The sequence below is a fragment of the Photobacterium sp. GSS17 genome (genome assembly GCF_028621875.1).
GTDB classification, from domain to species: Bacteria; Pseudomonadota; Gammaproteobacteria; order Enterobacterales; family Vibrionaceae; genus Photobacterium; species Photobacterium ganghwense.
In genome coordinates, this window is the sequence record NZ_CP117518.1 from 625,085 (window position 1) to 639,447 (window position 14,363).

Sequence of the window (14,363 nt, forward strand, 5' to 3'; positions counted from 1 at the left end):
TTAAATCACAGAGAAAGGACGCTTTATCCTGTTTTTGTCGTGAGGTAGATATGAAATTTCTGTCAATTTTGTTGTTGTCCGCGCTAGCGGGTGTGCTTTCTGGTGAGCATTTTCACTCATTCATGGTTGGTTTCGGCGTTGCTGCTCTGGCTGTCGGTACGGGTTACTGGCTGGCATTTCGCTGTTCAACACGCTACCCGCAACTGGCGGTGCTGATGTTGATGATGGGTGCAGCGGCCAAAATTGGTGTAACAGTAACTGGCGTAATGTGGGGGCTTGAAGCGAATTTGATCAGCTCACCATTTGTATTCTCTTTGTCGTACTTGTTTTTCTCTATTGTTGCGACGTATCTGTACGCCAAGCTGCGAGAGTTCCAGATGTCACGTCTGGTTGTAGCTAAAGCGGCTTAATGCGCCGCTTTATCCACTATTGTATTGACAAAAAACGGGCTTTGGCCCGTTTTTTGATATCTGCCATTTTTGATCGTGTGGATCCTTCTATTTTCGAAACAAATTAGCGGCTTGACGTTACCTGGATCAATAGATCGATATAGGGGATTTGTGTCGGGCCATGCAATTTGCAAATTGCATCTGAATTTTTAGTGTTTGCAGTCTGAAAATTCAGACGTGCCACAGCTGTTATGCGTGGAAGTGCTTATAAAACTCTGGGAAGCTCTTATAATAAGGAACGCCGTTGCGAAGTGGCTGTTGAATAATCTTAGCCTAAGTGCCGCCAAATTCAGGCGTGGTATTTGCATTAGTCGTTACATGAAGTGAAGGTGTGTAAAGCCGCCATCATGAACGGGAACACAAGAAAGTGGATGTGTCCCATGATTCTTACTTGCAAAGGTATAGCCAATGAAGACCACTTTTGCCCTGCTCATGCTACTGTTCTTTAGCCACATCGCTGTTGCTAATGACTTTGGCCAGGCAAAAGAATTGTCTCGTTGTTATATCATTGTTTTACCGCCTAATTTGGTGGACAAAGAAGACTACACTGAGAGCGAATTTAAGAACTTGCTGGGGCTGGAAGAACATTTTAAAAAGCAGGCAAAATTGCTGGCAGGTTCGCAGTGGGAACTGGTCTCCTTTATGGCGCTTTCCTGGGCCGAAGGGATCATCTCAACGCATCAGTTTAATGGCGAGCAGTTACATAACTATCGTGACTGGGTACTGGAATCCTGCCGGGAATATTACGGTAGTGGTGGATACAAGCACGTTCGTCTGAAAGACAGTAAGAAGTTGGCGGCCCCTAGTTCGGGTGATAAATATAATTAAATACTATTATGGCTCATCATGACTGTTTTCATGGTGGTTATAAATTGGTTTTTATGATTGTTGTTATCTGGTGTTCACGCTGCAATCAGCTTAAAGCTTCCTCACTATCACAATCACGGCTATAAGCAATTCATAGAAATCCCCCCTCATGCCTTTCAAAGCTCTTTTTCCATCAGGAGCAGCGGCTTTCCGTCGAATTCCGTTTTTGAAAAAGGGTTGTAACCCATTTTTTGGTAGATGTGTTGACCACGTGTATTGAAGGCAAATACATCCAGCCAGATTCGGTGTCGGTCTAACTGCTGTGTACAGTACGCCTCCATGGCAAGCATAGCGGCCTGACCTATGCCGTGACCTTGCTCTGCTACAACAACACGGCGACACTCGACGCTTTTCTCACCATCCAATGCCAGAATAATGAATCCAACAAGTTGAGTTTGTTTATAAATTGATAGGTAAACCCGCTTAGGATTGGCCATTTCCGCCAGATGTTTGTCAGGGGAGTAAGGAATAATAAAATTTCGGACATCAGAGAGGCTTTCAAAGGTGCAGAACTGGGCAATCTCAGTCACTGAGGATGGATGCAATCTGATCACTGAAGGTCCTTCTTGTTTTCCTGTCAGCATATGTCGATAAGCCTTATGCTGCTAGGCATTGTACTACGCGGGTTTATGCAGCATGCGGGCGAAAGATAGCGTATCAGAGTCCATATGGATATGTGTTATCGCGCTTATTGTGACTGAGTCCCACACAACGGCGGAAACAAGAGCGGCATAGTCTCACTCAGGAGTTAAGACGGGGGAATCTGTCAGGTAAGAGCTATCGCTCACCTGGTAGGAATAACTTCTGCCTATGCCGCCCATACCCGTTGGGTACATCGCTATTTTTACGTTAAAATAGGAAACCTAAAACAGAAAAAATAAGAAAATAAGGTTCCTCTTTTATGAGCGGTCAACGGCTAAAATCTCAGTTCCAGCGCCTCTTCAGTCACTTTAATGGGCAAGACAGTGACACGACCCTGCAAGAGATTTCGGAAGTCCTGTTCTGCACCCGGCGTAATGTGCGCATGGTGATGAATAAAATGGCCGAAAACGGCTGGATTGACTGGGATCCGGCGGTGGGGCGGGGTAAGTTGTCCCGTCTCACATTTCATAGTACCGACAGTGAGCTACAGCAACTTCATGCCCGAAAATTGGTGGCGGAAGGCAAACTGGAACCGGCGCTGGAAGCCCTCGATTATAATGCTGATAAACTGGCACAGATTATTCAAGAGCAGCTGGGTCATACAACGGATCACGGCCAGCAAATTGTACGGTTACCTTATTATCGTGAGTTTACCAACCTGAACCCGCTCCAGCCGTTGCGCCGTTCTGAGCAGCATCTGGTCCGGCAAATTTTTAATGGTCTGACCCGGATAAACGAGGAAAAAGAGGAAGTCGAAGGGGATCTTGCACATCATTGGGAAGCGCTGACTCCACGACACTGGCGGTTCTATATTCGTCCGTCAGTGCGATTTCATGATGGCAGCCTGCTGGAAAGTGAGGATATCATCGCGACATTCGATAAAGTCAAAAGGCACAGACTGTTCAACCACATTGAACGAATCGATGCTCCGTTTAACCATACCATTGATTTTCACCTGCATTACGACGATCACCGTTTTCCTGATCTGCTCAGTAACCTGATTGCGATGATTCAACCGGCAGAAGCCGACATGGATAATTCCAACGAGTTGTTTCCGATTGGTACCGGCCCCTACAAGGTGATTCAGAATGATACCAAGCGTTTTAAACTGGAAGCGTTTGATCAGTATTTTGGCTTCCGGGCACTGATTGACGTGGTGGATATCTGGATGTTGTCTGAAGTGGCCTCTTGTTACCTTCAACCGGCCTCAGACATCTCTCAGGTAGGGGATGTGAGTGTCTCGACTCGCCTGAAACTTGATGAAGGATGCAACTTCCTGTTGTTCAACCGAACCGAGGGACTGGCGAGTGATCCGGAATGGCTGACTTACTTTCTGGCCAAACTGAACGCATTGAATATTTTGCAGCGGCTCAATAAAGAGCAAATCGGCGATTTTCGCCTGACTAACGCTTATGGCTTATTACCGGGCTGGGCACATGTTCCGTTAAGCCGCCATCCTGTTCCTGCACCGCCGAAGCCTAAATCAGTCACCATTGCATTTGCGTGCCAGCATCCTGTGTATCCGCACGTGGCTACTGCTATCGAGGAATTACTGGCAGAAGACGGCATTAAACTGAAAATGTTGGAATTAACCACAACGGAAATTGCACTGGGTAAACATGCGGGGAAAATTGATATCTGGCTGGGGGGCATGAGTTTGATGAACCACCGTGATGATGCGTTGTTGTCCTGGTTCTTTAACTTTGACCATATTGCCCGGGCAATGCCGGAAACTGAGTTTGATGCATTGGAGAATGAAGTCGCGTTGTGGCGTCAGTCTCGTGACACTATTGCACCGTGCCAGCAATTGGGGGCGAAGTTGGTAGAGTTTGGTCAGGTGTTGCCTTTGTTCCACAACTGGCTGGGGGTTGATGACACCGGAGCCGTACAGGGTATGCAGTCTAACTCAATGGGTTGGTTTGACTTTAAATCTGTGTGGATGAAGCCTGAGCTGGATACCCACTAAGGCTAACGTCTGAAGTTCAATAAGGTATTGCTATATAGGTGATTTTTAGATTCGGGTTAAGTTGGTGTGCGGGATGCTCGAAGAACATCGCAAAACGGGCACCCAACAAAAGGCAGAGAAAGTGCTCCTTCATTGAAACGCCATGCGGCATTCACCTGATTGACATGCCATGCTTTTAAAAAGGGTAGGGGACAAGAGATGCGATGGCATCTGGCACAGTTTGAAAGAGCTAGCTGCAACAGTCATACAGGAGGTGTAGGATGTTACCTGATTACCTTGAACCCGGTGAGATTGAGCCCCTTGAAGGTGAACCCTGGGATGAATACCGAAAGGACAGTGATTGCGAAAATCGGTTTAACAGCGACTTGTTTGATACGGAAGACTTTGACGACGACCTGGACTGAAGCTCCAGGTCTGATTCAGTGTAGAGTGTGTTTATTGGCATCCGTTTTGAGTAAGTAGGCTTTGTGGTCCACAGGCAGCCACCTTGTCAATGCCATATTCACGGCTCGTTCATTAACGGGTGGCTGCACGCAATTATTCATCACTACTATTCATCACTACTGTTCAGTCACAGGTTTGGGTTCCCAGTCCTGACTGCTGAACCACTCGTTGATAGGGCGCCAGACCACATCAACCATGGATTTGTACCACGGCGCTTTTTCCGATGCTTCCTTGGCCAGTAGGGGGCGTTCAGCAATCACCTCATCATTGAGATACCACTCCACTTTGCCCACGGTCTGGCCGACTTCGACCGGTGCTTCCAGATTGTGATCGTAAGTAATCGTATAGGTGATGTTTTTTCTTTCACGGCGAGGAACGGTAATGGTGCCACCTTCTTCAACCTCAAGTTGAATGGAGGAAGGAGAGCCATACCAGACCCGCAATGGAGCCAGTTCTTTGCCGCTGAATTGGGGTTGGATATCCTGATAGAACCGAAATCCCCAGGTCAGCAATTTCTTGCTTTCAGACTGACGCGAAGATGAACTTTGAGTGCCGAGCACCACAGCAATCAGGCGTTGTCCGTTCTGCTCAGCCGATGAAACCAGACTGTAACCGGCTTCTTTGGTGTAACCGGTTTTCACGCCGTCCACATTCAGTGTGGTGTCCCATAACAGTCCATTTCGGTTCCCCTGTTTGATTTTGCCGAAGGTAAAAGATTTCTGTTTGAAGATAGGGTAGACATTCGGTAAATCACGGATGAAGGCACGTGTTAACACCGCCATGTCGTAAGCGGTGATAAATTGATCGTCAGAATCCAGGCCGTGGGGGTTAGTAAAGTAACTGTCTTTCATGCCGAGTTTTTCCGCATGCCGATTCATCATTTCAATAAAGGCAGACTGATGCCCAGCGACATGTTCTGCCAGTGCTACAGTGGCATCGTTACCGGAAGAAATGATGACGCCGTGGTTGAGATCATCCACACTGACCTGATCCCCGACATTCAGAAACATTTTTGACGAACCCGGAAATTTTTGTCCCCAGGCATTTTCACTGATAACCACCAGATCATCGGTGGCAATGTGACCCGCTTTCAGCTCCTGTCCCACCACATAAGAGGTCATGATTTTTACCAGGCTGGCAGGGGCATGTTGCTTATGGATGTTTTCACCGGCAATCACCTGACCGGATTCATAGCTCATCAGCACCCAGGCTTTGGCTGCAATTTCCGGAGGAGTAGGTAGGGGTTCCGCCTGCGATAAGACGGGAAGTGAAGCAGCAAACGCCGATAAAAGTAGCAGCAACGGTTTCCGGAACGTATTGAACATCATCACTGGTCAACCTCATGTGGCAATACACTCAGGCAGCTATTACCTGATTTACCCGATCAAAGTCGTTTTGACCCGATAAAAATAGCTTAGTAAAAATAGCTTAGTAAAAAATTGCCGTTTCTGTTCCGGATGAAAAAATTTTGCGCTGCACAGGTTGAAGTTACACGGCATGGAAAGGCCTGAAGATAACAGCCAACGAAGCATCGGTATCGTCTTTCAGGGTTACCTCTGATTAGACTTTCAGGGTTACCCCGGATTAGACGTGAGGGTGATCGGCCTGCATGAAGCGGACATGTAAATCAACCAGATGATTGCTTTCCTGCTGCCAGGCTGGTAACAGCTGGTGCTGACAGAACTCCAGCATACTGACAATCATTCGGTCCATTTTTATCAGGCACCAGCGTTTCATTGCCGGGTCTTGCTGCGGTAAACAGGCTAACTGCTGGAGTTTACTGTAACTGAATTGCAGGTAGCTGTACGCTTTGTCTGGCTTGTCAGCATGCAGATACATGCCACTTAAACGCTGGCAAACGTGAAACCAGTAAGCCAGTGCTTCACTATGGACCGGTGTCAGAACCGGTCCAAAAATTTCGGCTGGTGGCTGATTTATCAGTTTCTCCAGACAGGGAGCCGCGTCGGTGATGTTTGCTTCATCGAACGCTTTGAGTTGTTCCAACCAGCTTATCAGCTCTGTCATGCTGCTGTTGCCCCTTTCCAGTTACTTACAAAATGGTTGTCACCGACCTTTAACACACCGTTAGCGGTTACCCGGCTGATTTCACGGATCTTGTCAGCGCTTAACGCATAGTTTGGTTCAGATTCCACCAGATTGGCAAAAGGCAGATCCGGATCCGGCACGGCTGAAATCAGCAAACGGGTGTAAGGGTGGGTGGGCTGGCGCAAAATAGACTGAGTGTCCCCCCATTCAACAATTTGGCCGCGATACATAACGGCTGTTTCTTCCGCGATGTAGTGAGCGGTTGCCAGATCATGTGTGATATACAGAAACCCAATGTTCAGTTTTTCCTTCATCTCTTTCATCAGGTTCAATACCCCGAGACGGATTGACACATCCAGCATAGAGGTTGGCTCATCGGCAAGAATGATTTCGGCACCGACGGCAAGCGCTCGCGCTAAGTTGACTCGTTGACGTTGGCCGCCGCTTAGTTGATGCGGATACTTGGCCAGATCACTGGTTGGCAACTCGACCTGTGTCATCAGTGTTTCTAAGCGCTCATGCAGTGCGCTGGTATCGGTAACCTGCTGATGAATTTTCAGGGGCCTGGTGAGGTGATGCCGGATGGTGTGGGTAGGATTGAGGGAGCCGAATGGGTCCTGAAAAACCATTTGTACTTTGCTGCGATAGTGCAGCAGGTCATTCCGCCGGGTAATCTCATTAATGTTTTTGCCATGGAAGAGGATCTGGCCCGATGTTACCTTGTGGACTTTAGTGATAAGACGAGCGCAAGTGCTCTTGCCGCAACCTGATTCACCCACCAATGCCAGTGTCCGACCCGGGTACAGTTTCAGACTGATATTATTGAGTGCGCGAAAGGTGTCTGTGGCACTGAATCCACCACCGGCAGCAAAGTCTTTAATGACATTCTTCATCTCAATAACAGGTTCGGCGCTGATGTCGGTGCGCGTTGTGTTTTCAATATGGTGGGTTCGTAAAGTCATGCCGGGATTTCCTCACTGATTGTAATCTGGCGTGTGCTCTGGTGAATATTAGGGAACGAGTCCCACAGTTGACGGGTGTATGGATGCTGCGGGGCATTTCGGATCTGCCGGGCTATGTTCACTTCCACTATCTCGCCGTGACGCATGACGGCAATGCGATCACAAAGCTGGCTCATCAGAGCAAGATCGTGCGTGATAAAGAGCACTGAAAATCCAAACTCTTTTTGCAACTGAAAAATTTGCTGCAGAATTTCACGCTGCACAACCACATCCAGTGCGGTTGTGGGCTCGTCCATGATGATGAGTTTCGGGTTCAGGCTGAGTGCAATCGCGATCACCAGTCGCTGGCGCATGCCCCCACTGAATTGGTGTGGATATTCATTCAGGCGCTCACGGGGAATGTTGACGAGATCCATCAGCTTTTCAGCGCGCGCCCGGGCTTGCACGTTGCTGTAACCGAGATGGTGACGCATGACATCGGCGAATTGCTCGTGAAGGGGGAGCACAGGATTGAGCGAATTCATGGCACTCTGGAACACCATGGCAATGTCTTTCCAGCGAACTGCCGCCATTTGAGGCTCGCTCAGTGTGAGCAAATCACGACCGTCAAATGTTATCTGGCCATGAGTGATCATCGCGGGTGGTTTATGTAAGCGGTTGATGGCAAAGGCGATGGTACTTTTACCGCAACCCGACTCGCCGGCCAGCCCGAAAATCTCGCCTTTGCCAATATCAAAGCTAACCCGTTTGACGGCCTGGAAGTCGCCGTCATTGGTGATATACGTCACCTCCAGCTCCCGGACTTTAATTAGAGGATCAGTGTGATAAGCCTGTTCCATGTCGTTCCCTTCTGAGTAATCATAAAACCAAATCAATAATGCAAATGAAAACTATTATCATTTTTGGTGGGGTGTAAAGTGAAGAGGGTCTGCGGGGCTGAAAATTATCGAGCCAAATAGCACTTTTTTCACAACAGTTTCAGATTTTCTCAAACTAATATCAGGGAGTGTAATTACGCTCACACTGTTAACTTAATGTTGCGTAGGTTGTTATGTTATTGGAATGCTTCACGTAAATGCCATTATGAAAGAGGTACACTGATTAATATCCATTTATTTCTCAGGGAGTGAGTGAACGATGAGAGTGAGTCATGTCTTAATGTCTGTACTGGCTGTCTGTGCAGCGGCTCCGGCATTGGCGGTGGAAGGCGCAATGAATCTCACCCATTCAACGGTGGGGTATGCATCATTACTGATTTTTGCGCTGGCATACTTGCTGGTAATGGGGGAGGAATATCTCAAGCTCCGTAAGTCGAAACCCGTGCTACTGGCTGCGGGGGTGATGTGGCTGATGATTGGGTACGTCTATCAGGAACATGGCATGGGGGAGGTCGCTAAAGAAGCGCTTGAACACAACCTGCTGGAATATGCAGAACTTCTTCTCTTCCTGCTGGTGGCCATGACGTACATCAATGCCATGGAAGAGCGGCGTTTATTTGATGCCCTGCAGGGATGGATGGTTAGCAAAGGATTCAATTTCCGCAGCCTGTTCTGGCTAACCGGGATGTTGGCTTTTGTGATTTCTCCCATTGCTGACAACCTGACTACTGCGTTGCTGATGTGTGCTGTGGTGATGAAGGTAGGTGGCAGTAACATCCGCTTCATTAACCTAGCGTGTATCAACATTGTGGTTGCGGCTAACGCCGGAGGGGCGTTTAGCCCATTCGGTGATATTACAACGCTGATGGTGTGGCAGGCGGGGTTGGTCGACTTCATGGGATTCCTGGATTTGTTTCTGCCGGCGTTGGTTAATTATCTGGTGCCCGCGACACTCATGTCGTTTTTCGTCCCTCAAACTCAGCCGAATACTGCAAGTGAATATGTGGAGATGAAACGCGGCGCACGTCGTATCGTATTGCTTTTCATTCTGACCATAGCCACAGCGGTTGGCTTCCATGGCTGGGTGCATTTCCCGCCAGTAATGGGGATGATGATGGGGCTTGCATACCTTCAGTTCTTTGGTTTCTACCTGCGTAAAACCTTGCACCGCTCTCTGGAAAGGAAAAAAGCCATTGCGATAGCCAACCATGATGAAGAAGCCCTGAGACGATTAGGTTCTGTAGTGCCGTTTGATGTGTTCAAGCGAATCTCTCATGCTGAATGGGATACCCTGCTGTTTTTCTACGGTGTGGTGATGTGTGTGGGTGGGTTGAGCCTGCTCGGATATCTGGGACTGGTTTCTGAAGTGATGTACACCGAGTGGAATCCGGTCTGGGCAAACATTATGGTTGGCTTGTTGTCAGCGATCGTCGATAACATACCGGTGATGTTCGCTGTATTGTCAATGCAGCCCGATTTATCGCTGGGGAACTGGTTGCTTGTTACGCTGACTGCCGGGGTGGGGGGAAGCCTGTTGTCCATCGGTTCTGCGGCGGGTGTAGCACTAATGGGTGCGGCGCACGGCAAGTATACCTTTTTTGGCCACCTGAAATGGACACCGGCGATCGCCTTGGGCTACGCGGCCAGTATTTTGTGTCACCTGTTGCTCAATAGTCGTTTGTTCTGAGTCTTGCCGCTTTGACAAGAAAACATTTTTCCGGTCATACAAAACCATAGAGCGGTCCATAGGGCGCTTTGATCAAAGACATCGAAGATCAAAAACGAAAAGGCACCTCAGGTGCCTTTTGTCGTTAATCTTCGCTCAGTTTGTTACTTGGTTTATTTGTCGCTGGCGTATCTTTGTGAGCAAAACTTTGTAAACGGACTTTGCAGGTGAAACCAGTGTTAGTCGGTTTGCAGATGCGGTGCAAGATTGCTGACTGTCGTTTTCAGTGCCGAAATAAACGTATCAATATCTGCGCGCGAAATGTCCAGATGTGTGACCAGACGCATTGGTTGACCCGCACTGATCAGAATGCCTTGTTCTTTGAGTATTGCTACAAGCTGATGTTGATCCAGCGAGGGGTCCACTTTGGCAAAAAGCATATTGGTCTGTATATGTTGGGTATTGACGGAAAATCCTGCCACCTGATTTAGTTGCTCTGCCAGATATCGGGCATTAGCATGATCATCAGCCAGACGCTCAATATGATCTGTTAACGCGATCTTTGCGGCAGCGGCGAGAATACCCGCCTGGCGCATCCCGCCACCCAGTACTTTACGCCAGCGGCGGGTACGCTGAATAAATGCGCTGTCACCCAGCACCAGTGAGCCAATTGGTGCGCCCAGCCCTTTAGACAGGCAAATGGTCATGGAGTCGAAGTACTGGCTGATGTCAGTAATATCGATGTTCAATGCAACAGCGGCGTTGTACACCCTCGCACCATCCAGATGAAGTTTGAGTTGGTGCTCATCAGCAAATGCCCGTGCCTGAGCGAGATAGCTCAACGGCAGAATTTTACCATTGATGGTATTTTCCAGACTTAATAACCGGGTGCGGGCAAAGTGTGGATCATTCGGCTTAATGGCTGCTGCCAGCTTGGTGAAACACAATGTCCCGTCTTTCTCATTCTCAATCGGCTGAGGTTGAATTGAGCCAAGAACGGCCGCTCCGCCCCCTTCAAACTTGTAGTTGTGCGCCTGCTGGCCGCATAGGTATTCGTCACCACGTTCACAATGAGCCATTAGTGATAAAAGGTTTGCCTGAGTACCAGAGCTGCAAAACAAAGCACTCTCGAATCCGTGGCGTTCGGCTGCCCATTGTTCCAGCTCATTGACGGTTGGGTCGTCCTGGTAAACATCGTCGCCAACAGCGGCTGTAGACATTGCCTGGCGCATGGCTGGGGTAGGTTGTGTCACGGTGTCGGAACGGAAGTCAATCATTGCATCATCCTTGCAGTGTTTTTTGCCAATATATCATAGCGACTGAAAATGTAACCGAATTCCATGCGCTATAAGTTGTTAAGATTGAGAAGCCTGCAGGCTGTCAAGGTGATGAAACGTTATTTGTTCCGTGCTTGACGAAGGGCAAAAAACTTCCGGAATATTTGTGTTGATTTGATGAATCTTTATTTAACCCCTACCAGGTTGACTAAACTTACCATTGATCCTGTTGGGTAACTTTGAACACTTACCGGGATCATTCTTATGGCTGAGTTCAGATAGGAGGCTGGTGTATGTTGGCTGAGCATAGGCAATATCTATTGCCAGAGGGATGTGGTTTACATGCAAAAGTAACCGTAATCCCCACCGGAGAGCTGGAAGTCAATATATTAGAAGAAGATAATCACTATAAAGGTGAATTTGATGAGCTGTACTTCTATTCTGCTGGTAAAAAAACAGAATTAGTGTGCAAAGATCAGCTAAAGCCAGAGAATATTCGCTGGCACTTATGCTTAACCAGTGATGACGCTAGAGAGCTGGCTAAGCTAATTGAGTTGGCTGAAGAAGAATTCGAGATCTTGATGAGGGATCTCTAATCGCTCATTCCAACCCCAATTTTTGTATCTGATAGCCGTACCTTTAAAGCCCTGTACATCAGTACAGGGCTTTTTTAGCTGCGACTCTGCCAGCTGACAAATTGGATGGTTATGATGAAATGGGGAGGTTTAGATAGTTAGTCTCTTCTCTCTTTTATCTTCCTACCCTTTGCGAGCCGAAAGCCTGTCAGAAGCGCTTATTTCCCATTTGATATACGCTGCATACGTCATTACTGGCGTTCAACAACGTGATATTGGCTTTGTAGCCGGGCTCCAGTTTGCCGTACTCGTGATCGAGACCAATGGCGCGCGCTGGATATAAACTGGCCATCCGTAAGGCTTCCTCGCGGGATATTCCTACATGCTGAATCAGGTTTTTTACACCTTCAATCATAGTGATGGCAGCGCCTGCGATAGTGCCATCTGCATAATGGCATTTCCCATCGGTCACGTACGCTTTGGTGCCAGCCATATCGTATTCCGTCATATCGGTTCCGGCGGGTGTTACCGCATCGGTTACCATAAAAAGCTTATCCTTGAGGATCTCATGTGCGATTCGAACGGAAGCAAAATCAGAATGTATGCCATCGACAATGATACCCGTGTAAGGTTTGCGATCGAAAATATAGCCCACAGCACCCGGTTCGCGGGAGCCCAACGGGCTCATGGCGTTGTACAAGTGCGTTGCTAATTCGAGGTGATCTTTCGTATTAAGCTCATGGTAGCTGGCATTGGTATGGCCGAGAGAAACCCGGATTCCGGCCTGATGCAGGATATCGATAACAGATTGCGGGGTATGTTCAGGAGCCAGGGTCACAACAGATATCTGGTCTTTGTGATCGGCGAGATAGAGCGCTGTCAGTTCATCTAAAGTGCGAATGTGGTTTTCGTTGTGCGCCCCTTTCTTTTCTTTGCTAATAAAGGGGCCCTCAAGATGCAATCCCAGCACACCCAGTGCCGATTTATTCTCGAGGCCGGCGACGACATCAATGGCGTGACACATGCTGTCATGCTGGCTGGTGATGAAAGTCGGTAAAAATTGTGTTGTGCCGGACAGCAGATTGGTCCTGTTCATCACATCCAGTGTTTTTTCGCTGGTTTGTGTATTAAACAGTACGCCACCGCAGCCGTTGAGTTGCAGATCGATAAATCCTGCCGTCGCAGTCAGCCCGTCACCGTTGTATTGTTGGCTCGGCAGGACAACCGATTCATTCATTGGCACAATATCGAGAATGATGTCGCCATCTACAATGATGGCCTGATTGGGCAAGATGGTGGAGCCATTAAAGACGTTAACATTTGTGATAGCGTACATGGGCGTTCCTACTGATTTATCAATGCGACAGCAATTAATTCCGGTTTATCACCTACGCTGGCCTAACCGTTTTTATGGAGCGATTGTTTGGGCTGATGAGCCGACCAGTTCTATGTCCAGTGGTGTGTCTGCGTAGTGATTGTTATTTTTTGATAAAAAATAAGTTATTGCAATCATCCTGATTTGTCAACTGCTGTGCCCAAAACTGTGTCCTTCTCCCAGCAGAATACCAAGGTATATTTTGCAAAAGCTCTCTCAAAAGCTTTTCTGGGAAGGTTCTTCTGGTAAAGGGCTTACTCTAATGATTGCCTGAGAAAGAGGACTCTATGGTTACTGTGAATTCAGGCCGGTCCAGTTTTCATGGAAGAAGTCAATCAGTGCCTGTGTTCGCTCCGGCAAGTGTTTGCGGCTGGGATACAGCATCATGACATCAGCCCCTTCAATCTGCCATTCGGGTAACACCTGTATTAATTCACCATTCTCCAGCGATGCTCGGACGTACCATTCGGGGAGTTTTGCCACGCCAAACCCTGAGATAGCCGCATGATGAATACAGTCTAGTTCGTCAGACTGAATCCGTCCGTTATGCTTAAGACTGACGCTATTTCCGTTCGGGTGAAGAAAATGCCAGCGTTGATCAGGGTTTGAGGTTAGCAGGAGATGGCGTGCCAACTCATTTGGGTGCGAGATCGCCGGATGAGTCGTCAGGTATTCCATGCTGGCGCAGAGAATTGCCGGGTTGTGGGCAATTTTCCGGGACACCCAATCTGACGGAGGTTGCCGGCCAAAACGCAGGGCAATGTCGATATCTCCTCGCATAAAGTAGTCGGCTTGGTTACCCAATTGAAAACGCAACTGAATGTTTGGGTGGTGTTTGGCAAATTCCAGTGCAATTAAACCCAGAGGGTGTTGGGTTGGAATAATCGGTGCATTGATCACAATCAGCCCAGACAGCTGATCTTTTTCATCATCGATTTCTGCCACGCGTGCCTGCAGGTCGTCAAAGAGAGCGGCAAACTCTTTCACGAACAGCAGTCCGTCTTTGGTCAGCTGCATGTCTTTGGCATGGCGAACCAGCAGCTTGCGGCCACTGTCACTTTCAAGTTGTTGAATACGGCGACTGAGCGTACTGGTCGGAATGTTGATTTGACGGGCTGCGGCAGCAAAGCTTCCTGCTTTGACTACCCGGAGAAATAAAGCAAGATCATCAAGTTTCATACAGTGATCCCAAAAATGGAATTTTGACCTTCATTAT

General features: G+C 48.2%; 14 protein-coding genes. 6 read left to right on the forward strand and 8 right to left on the reverse strand.

Annotated features, from left to right (window positions below; genetic code table 11):
- Nucleotides 1-50 precede the first annotated feature (50 nt).
- Both PGW97_RS19205 and PGW97_RS19210 read left to right on the forward strand, forming a co-directional pair.
- The gene (locus PGW97_RS19205; protein ID WP_047884479.1) at nucleotides 51-410 is read left to right on the forward strand and encodes a hypothetical protein; all 360 of its coding nucleotides are present in this window, start codon (nucleotides 51-53) and stop codon (nucleotides 408-410) included.
- A gap of 447 nt (nucleotides 411-857) precedes the next feature.
- Nucleotides 858-1,277: a hypothetical protein gene (locus PGW97_RS19210; RefSeq protein ID WP_047884478.1), complete on the forward strand. Its 420-nt coding sequence runs from the start codon at nucleotides 858-860 to the stop codon at nucleotides 1,275-1,277.
- Between the two features lie 155 nt (nucleotides 1,278-1,432).
- On the opposite strand, the gene PGW97_RS19215 is transcribed toward PGW97_RS19210, so the two are convergent.
- Nucleotides 1,433-1,900 (reverse strand): GNAT family N-acetyltransferase, encoded by a 468-nt coding sequence (locus PGW97_RS19215; protein ID WP_107193836.1) that lies wholly within the window; start codon nucleotides 1,898-1,900, stop codon nucleotides 1,433-1,435.
- 317 nt (nucleotides 1,901-2,217) lie between these two features.
- Between PGW97_RS19215 and sgrR the strand changes: the two genes are divergently transcribed.
- Together sgrR and PGW97_RS19225 are read left to right on the forward strand one after the other, a co-directional pair.
- Nucleotides 2,218-3,924, forward strand: a complete 1,707-nt coding sequence (gene sgrR, locus PGW97_RS19220) for an HTH-type transcriptional regulator SgrR (protein ID WP_047884477.1) — start codon at nucleotides 2,218-2,220, stop codon at nucleotides 3,922-3,924.
- Nucleotides 3,925-4,184: 260 nt separating this feature from the next.
- Nucleotides 4,185-4,328: a hypothetical protein gene (locus PGW97_RS19225; protein WP_157038311.1), complete on the forward strand. Its 144-nt coding sequence runs from the start codon at nucleotides 4,185-4,187 to the stop codon at nucleotides 4,326-4,328.
- A 156-nt stretch (nucleotides 4,329-4,484) separates the two neighbouring features.
- Here the strand turns inward: PGW97_RS19225 and PGW97_RS19230 are convergent, their stop codons facing one another.
- The 4 genes from PGW97_RS19230 to PGW97_RS19245 all read right to left on the reverse strand — a co-directional run bounded on the left by PGW97_RS19230 (nucleotide 4,485) and on the right by PGW97_RS19245 (nucleotide 8,215).
- Complete coding sequence (locus PGW97_RS19230) at nucleotides 4,485-5,696, reverse strand: D-alanyl-D-alanine carboxypeptidase family protein (protein ID WP_273860470.1); 1,212 nt, start codon at nucleotides 5,694-5,696, stop codon at nucleotides 4,485-4,487.
- A 256-nt stretch (nucleotides 5,697-5,952) separates the two neighbouring features.
- Nucleotides 5,953-6,393, reverse strand: a complete 441-nt coding sequence (locus PGW97_RS19235; RefSeq protein ID WP_273860471.1) for a hypothetical protein — start codon at nucleotides 6,391-6,393, stop codon at nucleotides 5,953-5,955.
- Nucleotides 6,390-7,376 carry an ABC transporter ATP-binding protein gene (locus tag PGW97_RS19240; protein ID WP_273860472.1) on the reverse strand — a complete coding sequence of 329 codons (987 nt, stop codon included), beginning with the start codon at nucleotides 7,374-7,376 and terminating at the stop codon, nucleotides 6,390-6,392. The genes PGW97_RS19235 and PGW97_RS19240 overlap by 4 nt, the downstream gene beginning before the upstream one ends.
- Entirely contained in the window at nucleotides 7,373-8,215 is an 843-nt protein-coding gene (locus PGW97_RS19245) for an ABC transporter ATP-binding protein (protein ID WP_217392919.1), read from the reverse strand. Before PGW97_RS19245 ends, PGW97_RS19240 begins: the two co-directional genes overlap by 4 nt.
- Before the next feature lie 319 nt (nucleotides 8,216-8,534).
- On the opposite strand from PGW97_RS19245, the gene nhaD reads away from it, so the two are divergent.
- Nucleotides 8,535-9,941 (forward strand): sodium:proton antiporter NhaD, encoded by a 1,407-nt coding sequence (gene nhaD, locus PGW97_RS19250; protein WP_047884473.1) that lies wholly within the window; start codon nucleotides 8,535-8,537, stop codon nucleotides 9,939-9,941.
- Nucleotides 9,942-10,159: 218 nt separating this feature from the next.
- On the opposite strand, the gene ltaE is transcribed toward nhaD, so the two are convergent.
- Entirely contained in the window at nucleotides 10,160-11,197 is a 1,038-nt protein-coding gene (gene ltaE, locus PGW97_RS19255; RefSeq protein ID WP_273860473.1) for a low-specificity L-threonine aldolase, read from the reverse strand.
- A 293-nt stretch (nucleotides 11,198-11,490) separates the two neighbouring features.
- Between ltaE and PGW97_RS19260 the strand changes: the two genes are divergently transcribed.
- A complete protein-coding gene (locus PGW97_RS19260; RefSeq protein WP_047884471.1) occupies nucleotides 11,491-11,793 on the forward strand; it encodes a hypothetical protein in 303 nt (100 codons plus the stop codon).
- Nucleotides 11,794-11,980: 187 nt separating this feature from the next.
- Here PGW97_RS19260 and nagA read toward each other — a convergent pair whose 3' ends face one another.
- Complete coding sequence (gene nagA / locus PGW97_RS19265) at nucleotides 11,981-13,108, reverse strand: N-acetylglucosamine-6-phosphate deacetylase (protein WP_273860474.1); 1,128 nt, start codon at nucleotides 13,106-13,108, stop codon at nucleotides 11,981-11,983.
- Nucleotides 13,109-13,438: 330 nt separating this feature from the next.
- Nucleotides 13,439-14,326 (reverse strand): LysR family transcriptional regulator, encoded by an 888-nt coding sequence (locus PGW97_RS19270; protein ID WP_047884469.1) that lies wholly within the window; start codon nucleotides 14,324-14,326, stop codon nucleotides 13,439-13,441.
- Nucleotides 14,327-14,363 lie beyond the last annotated feature (37 nt).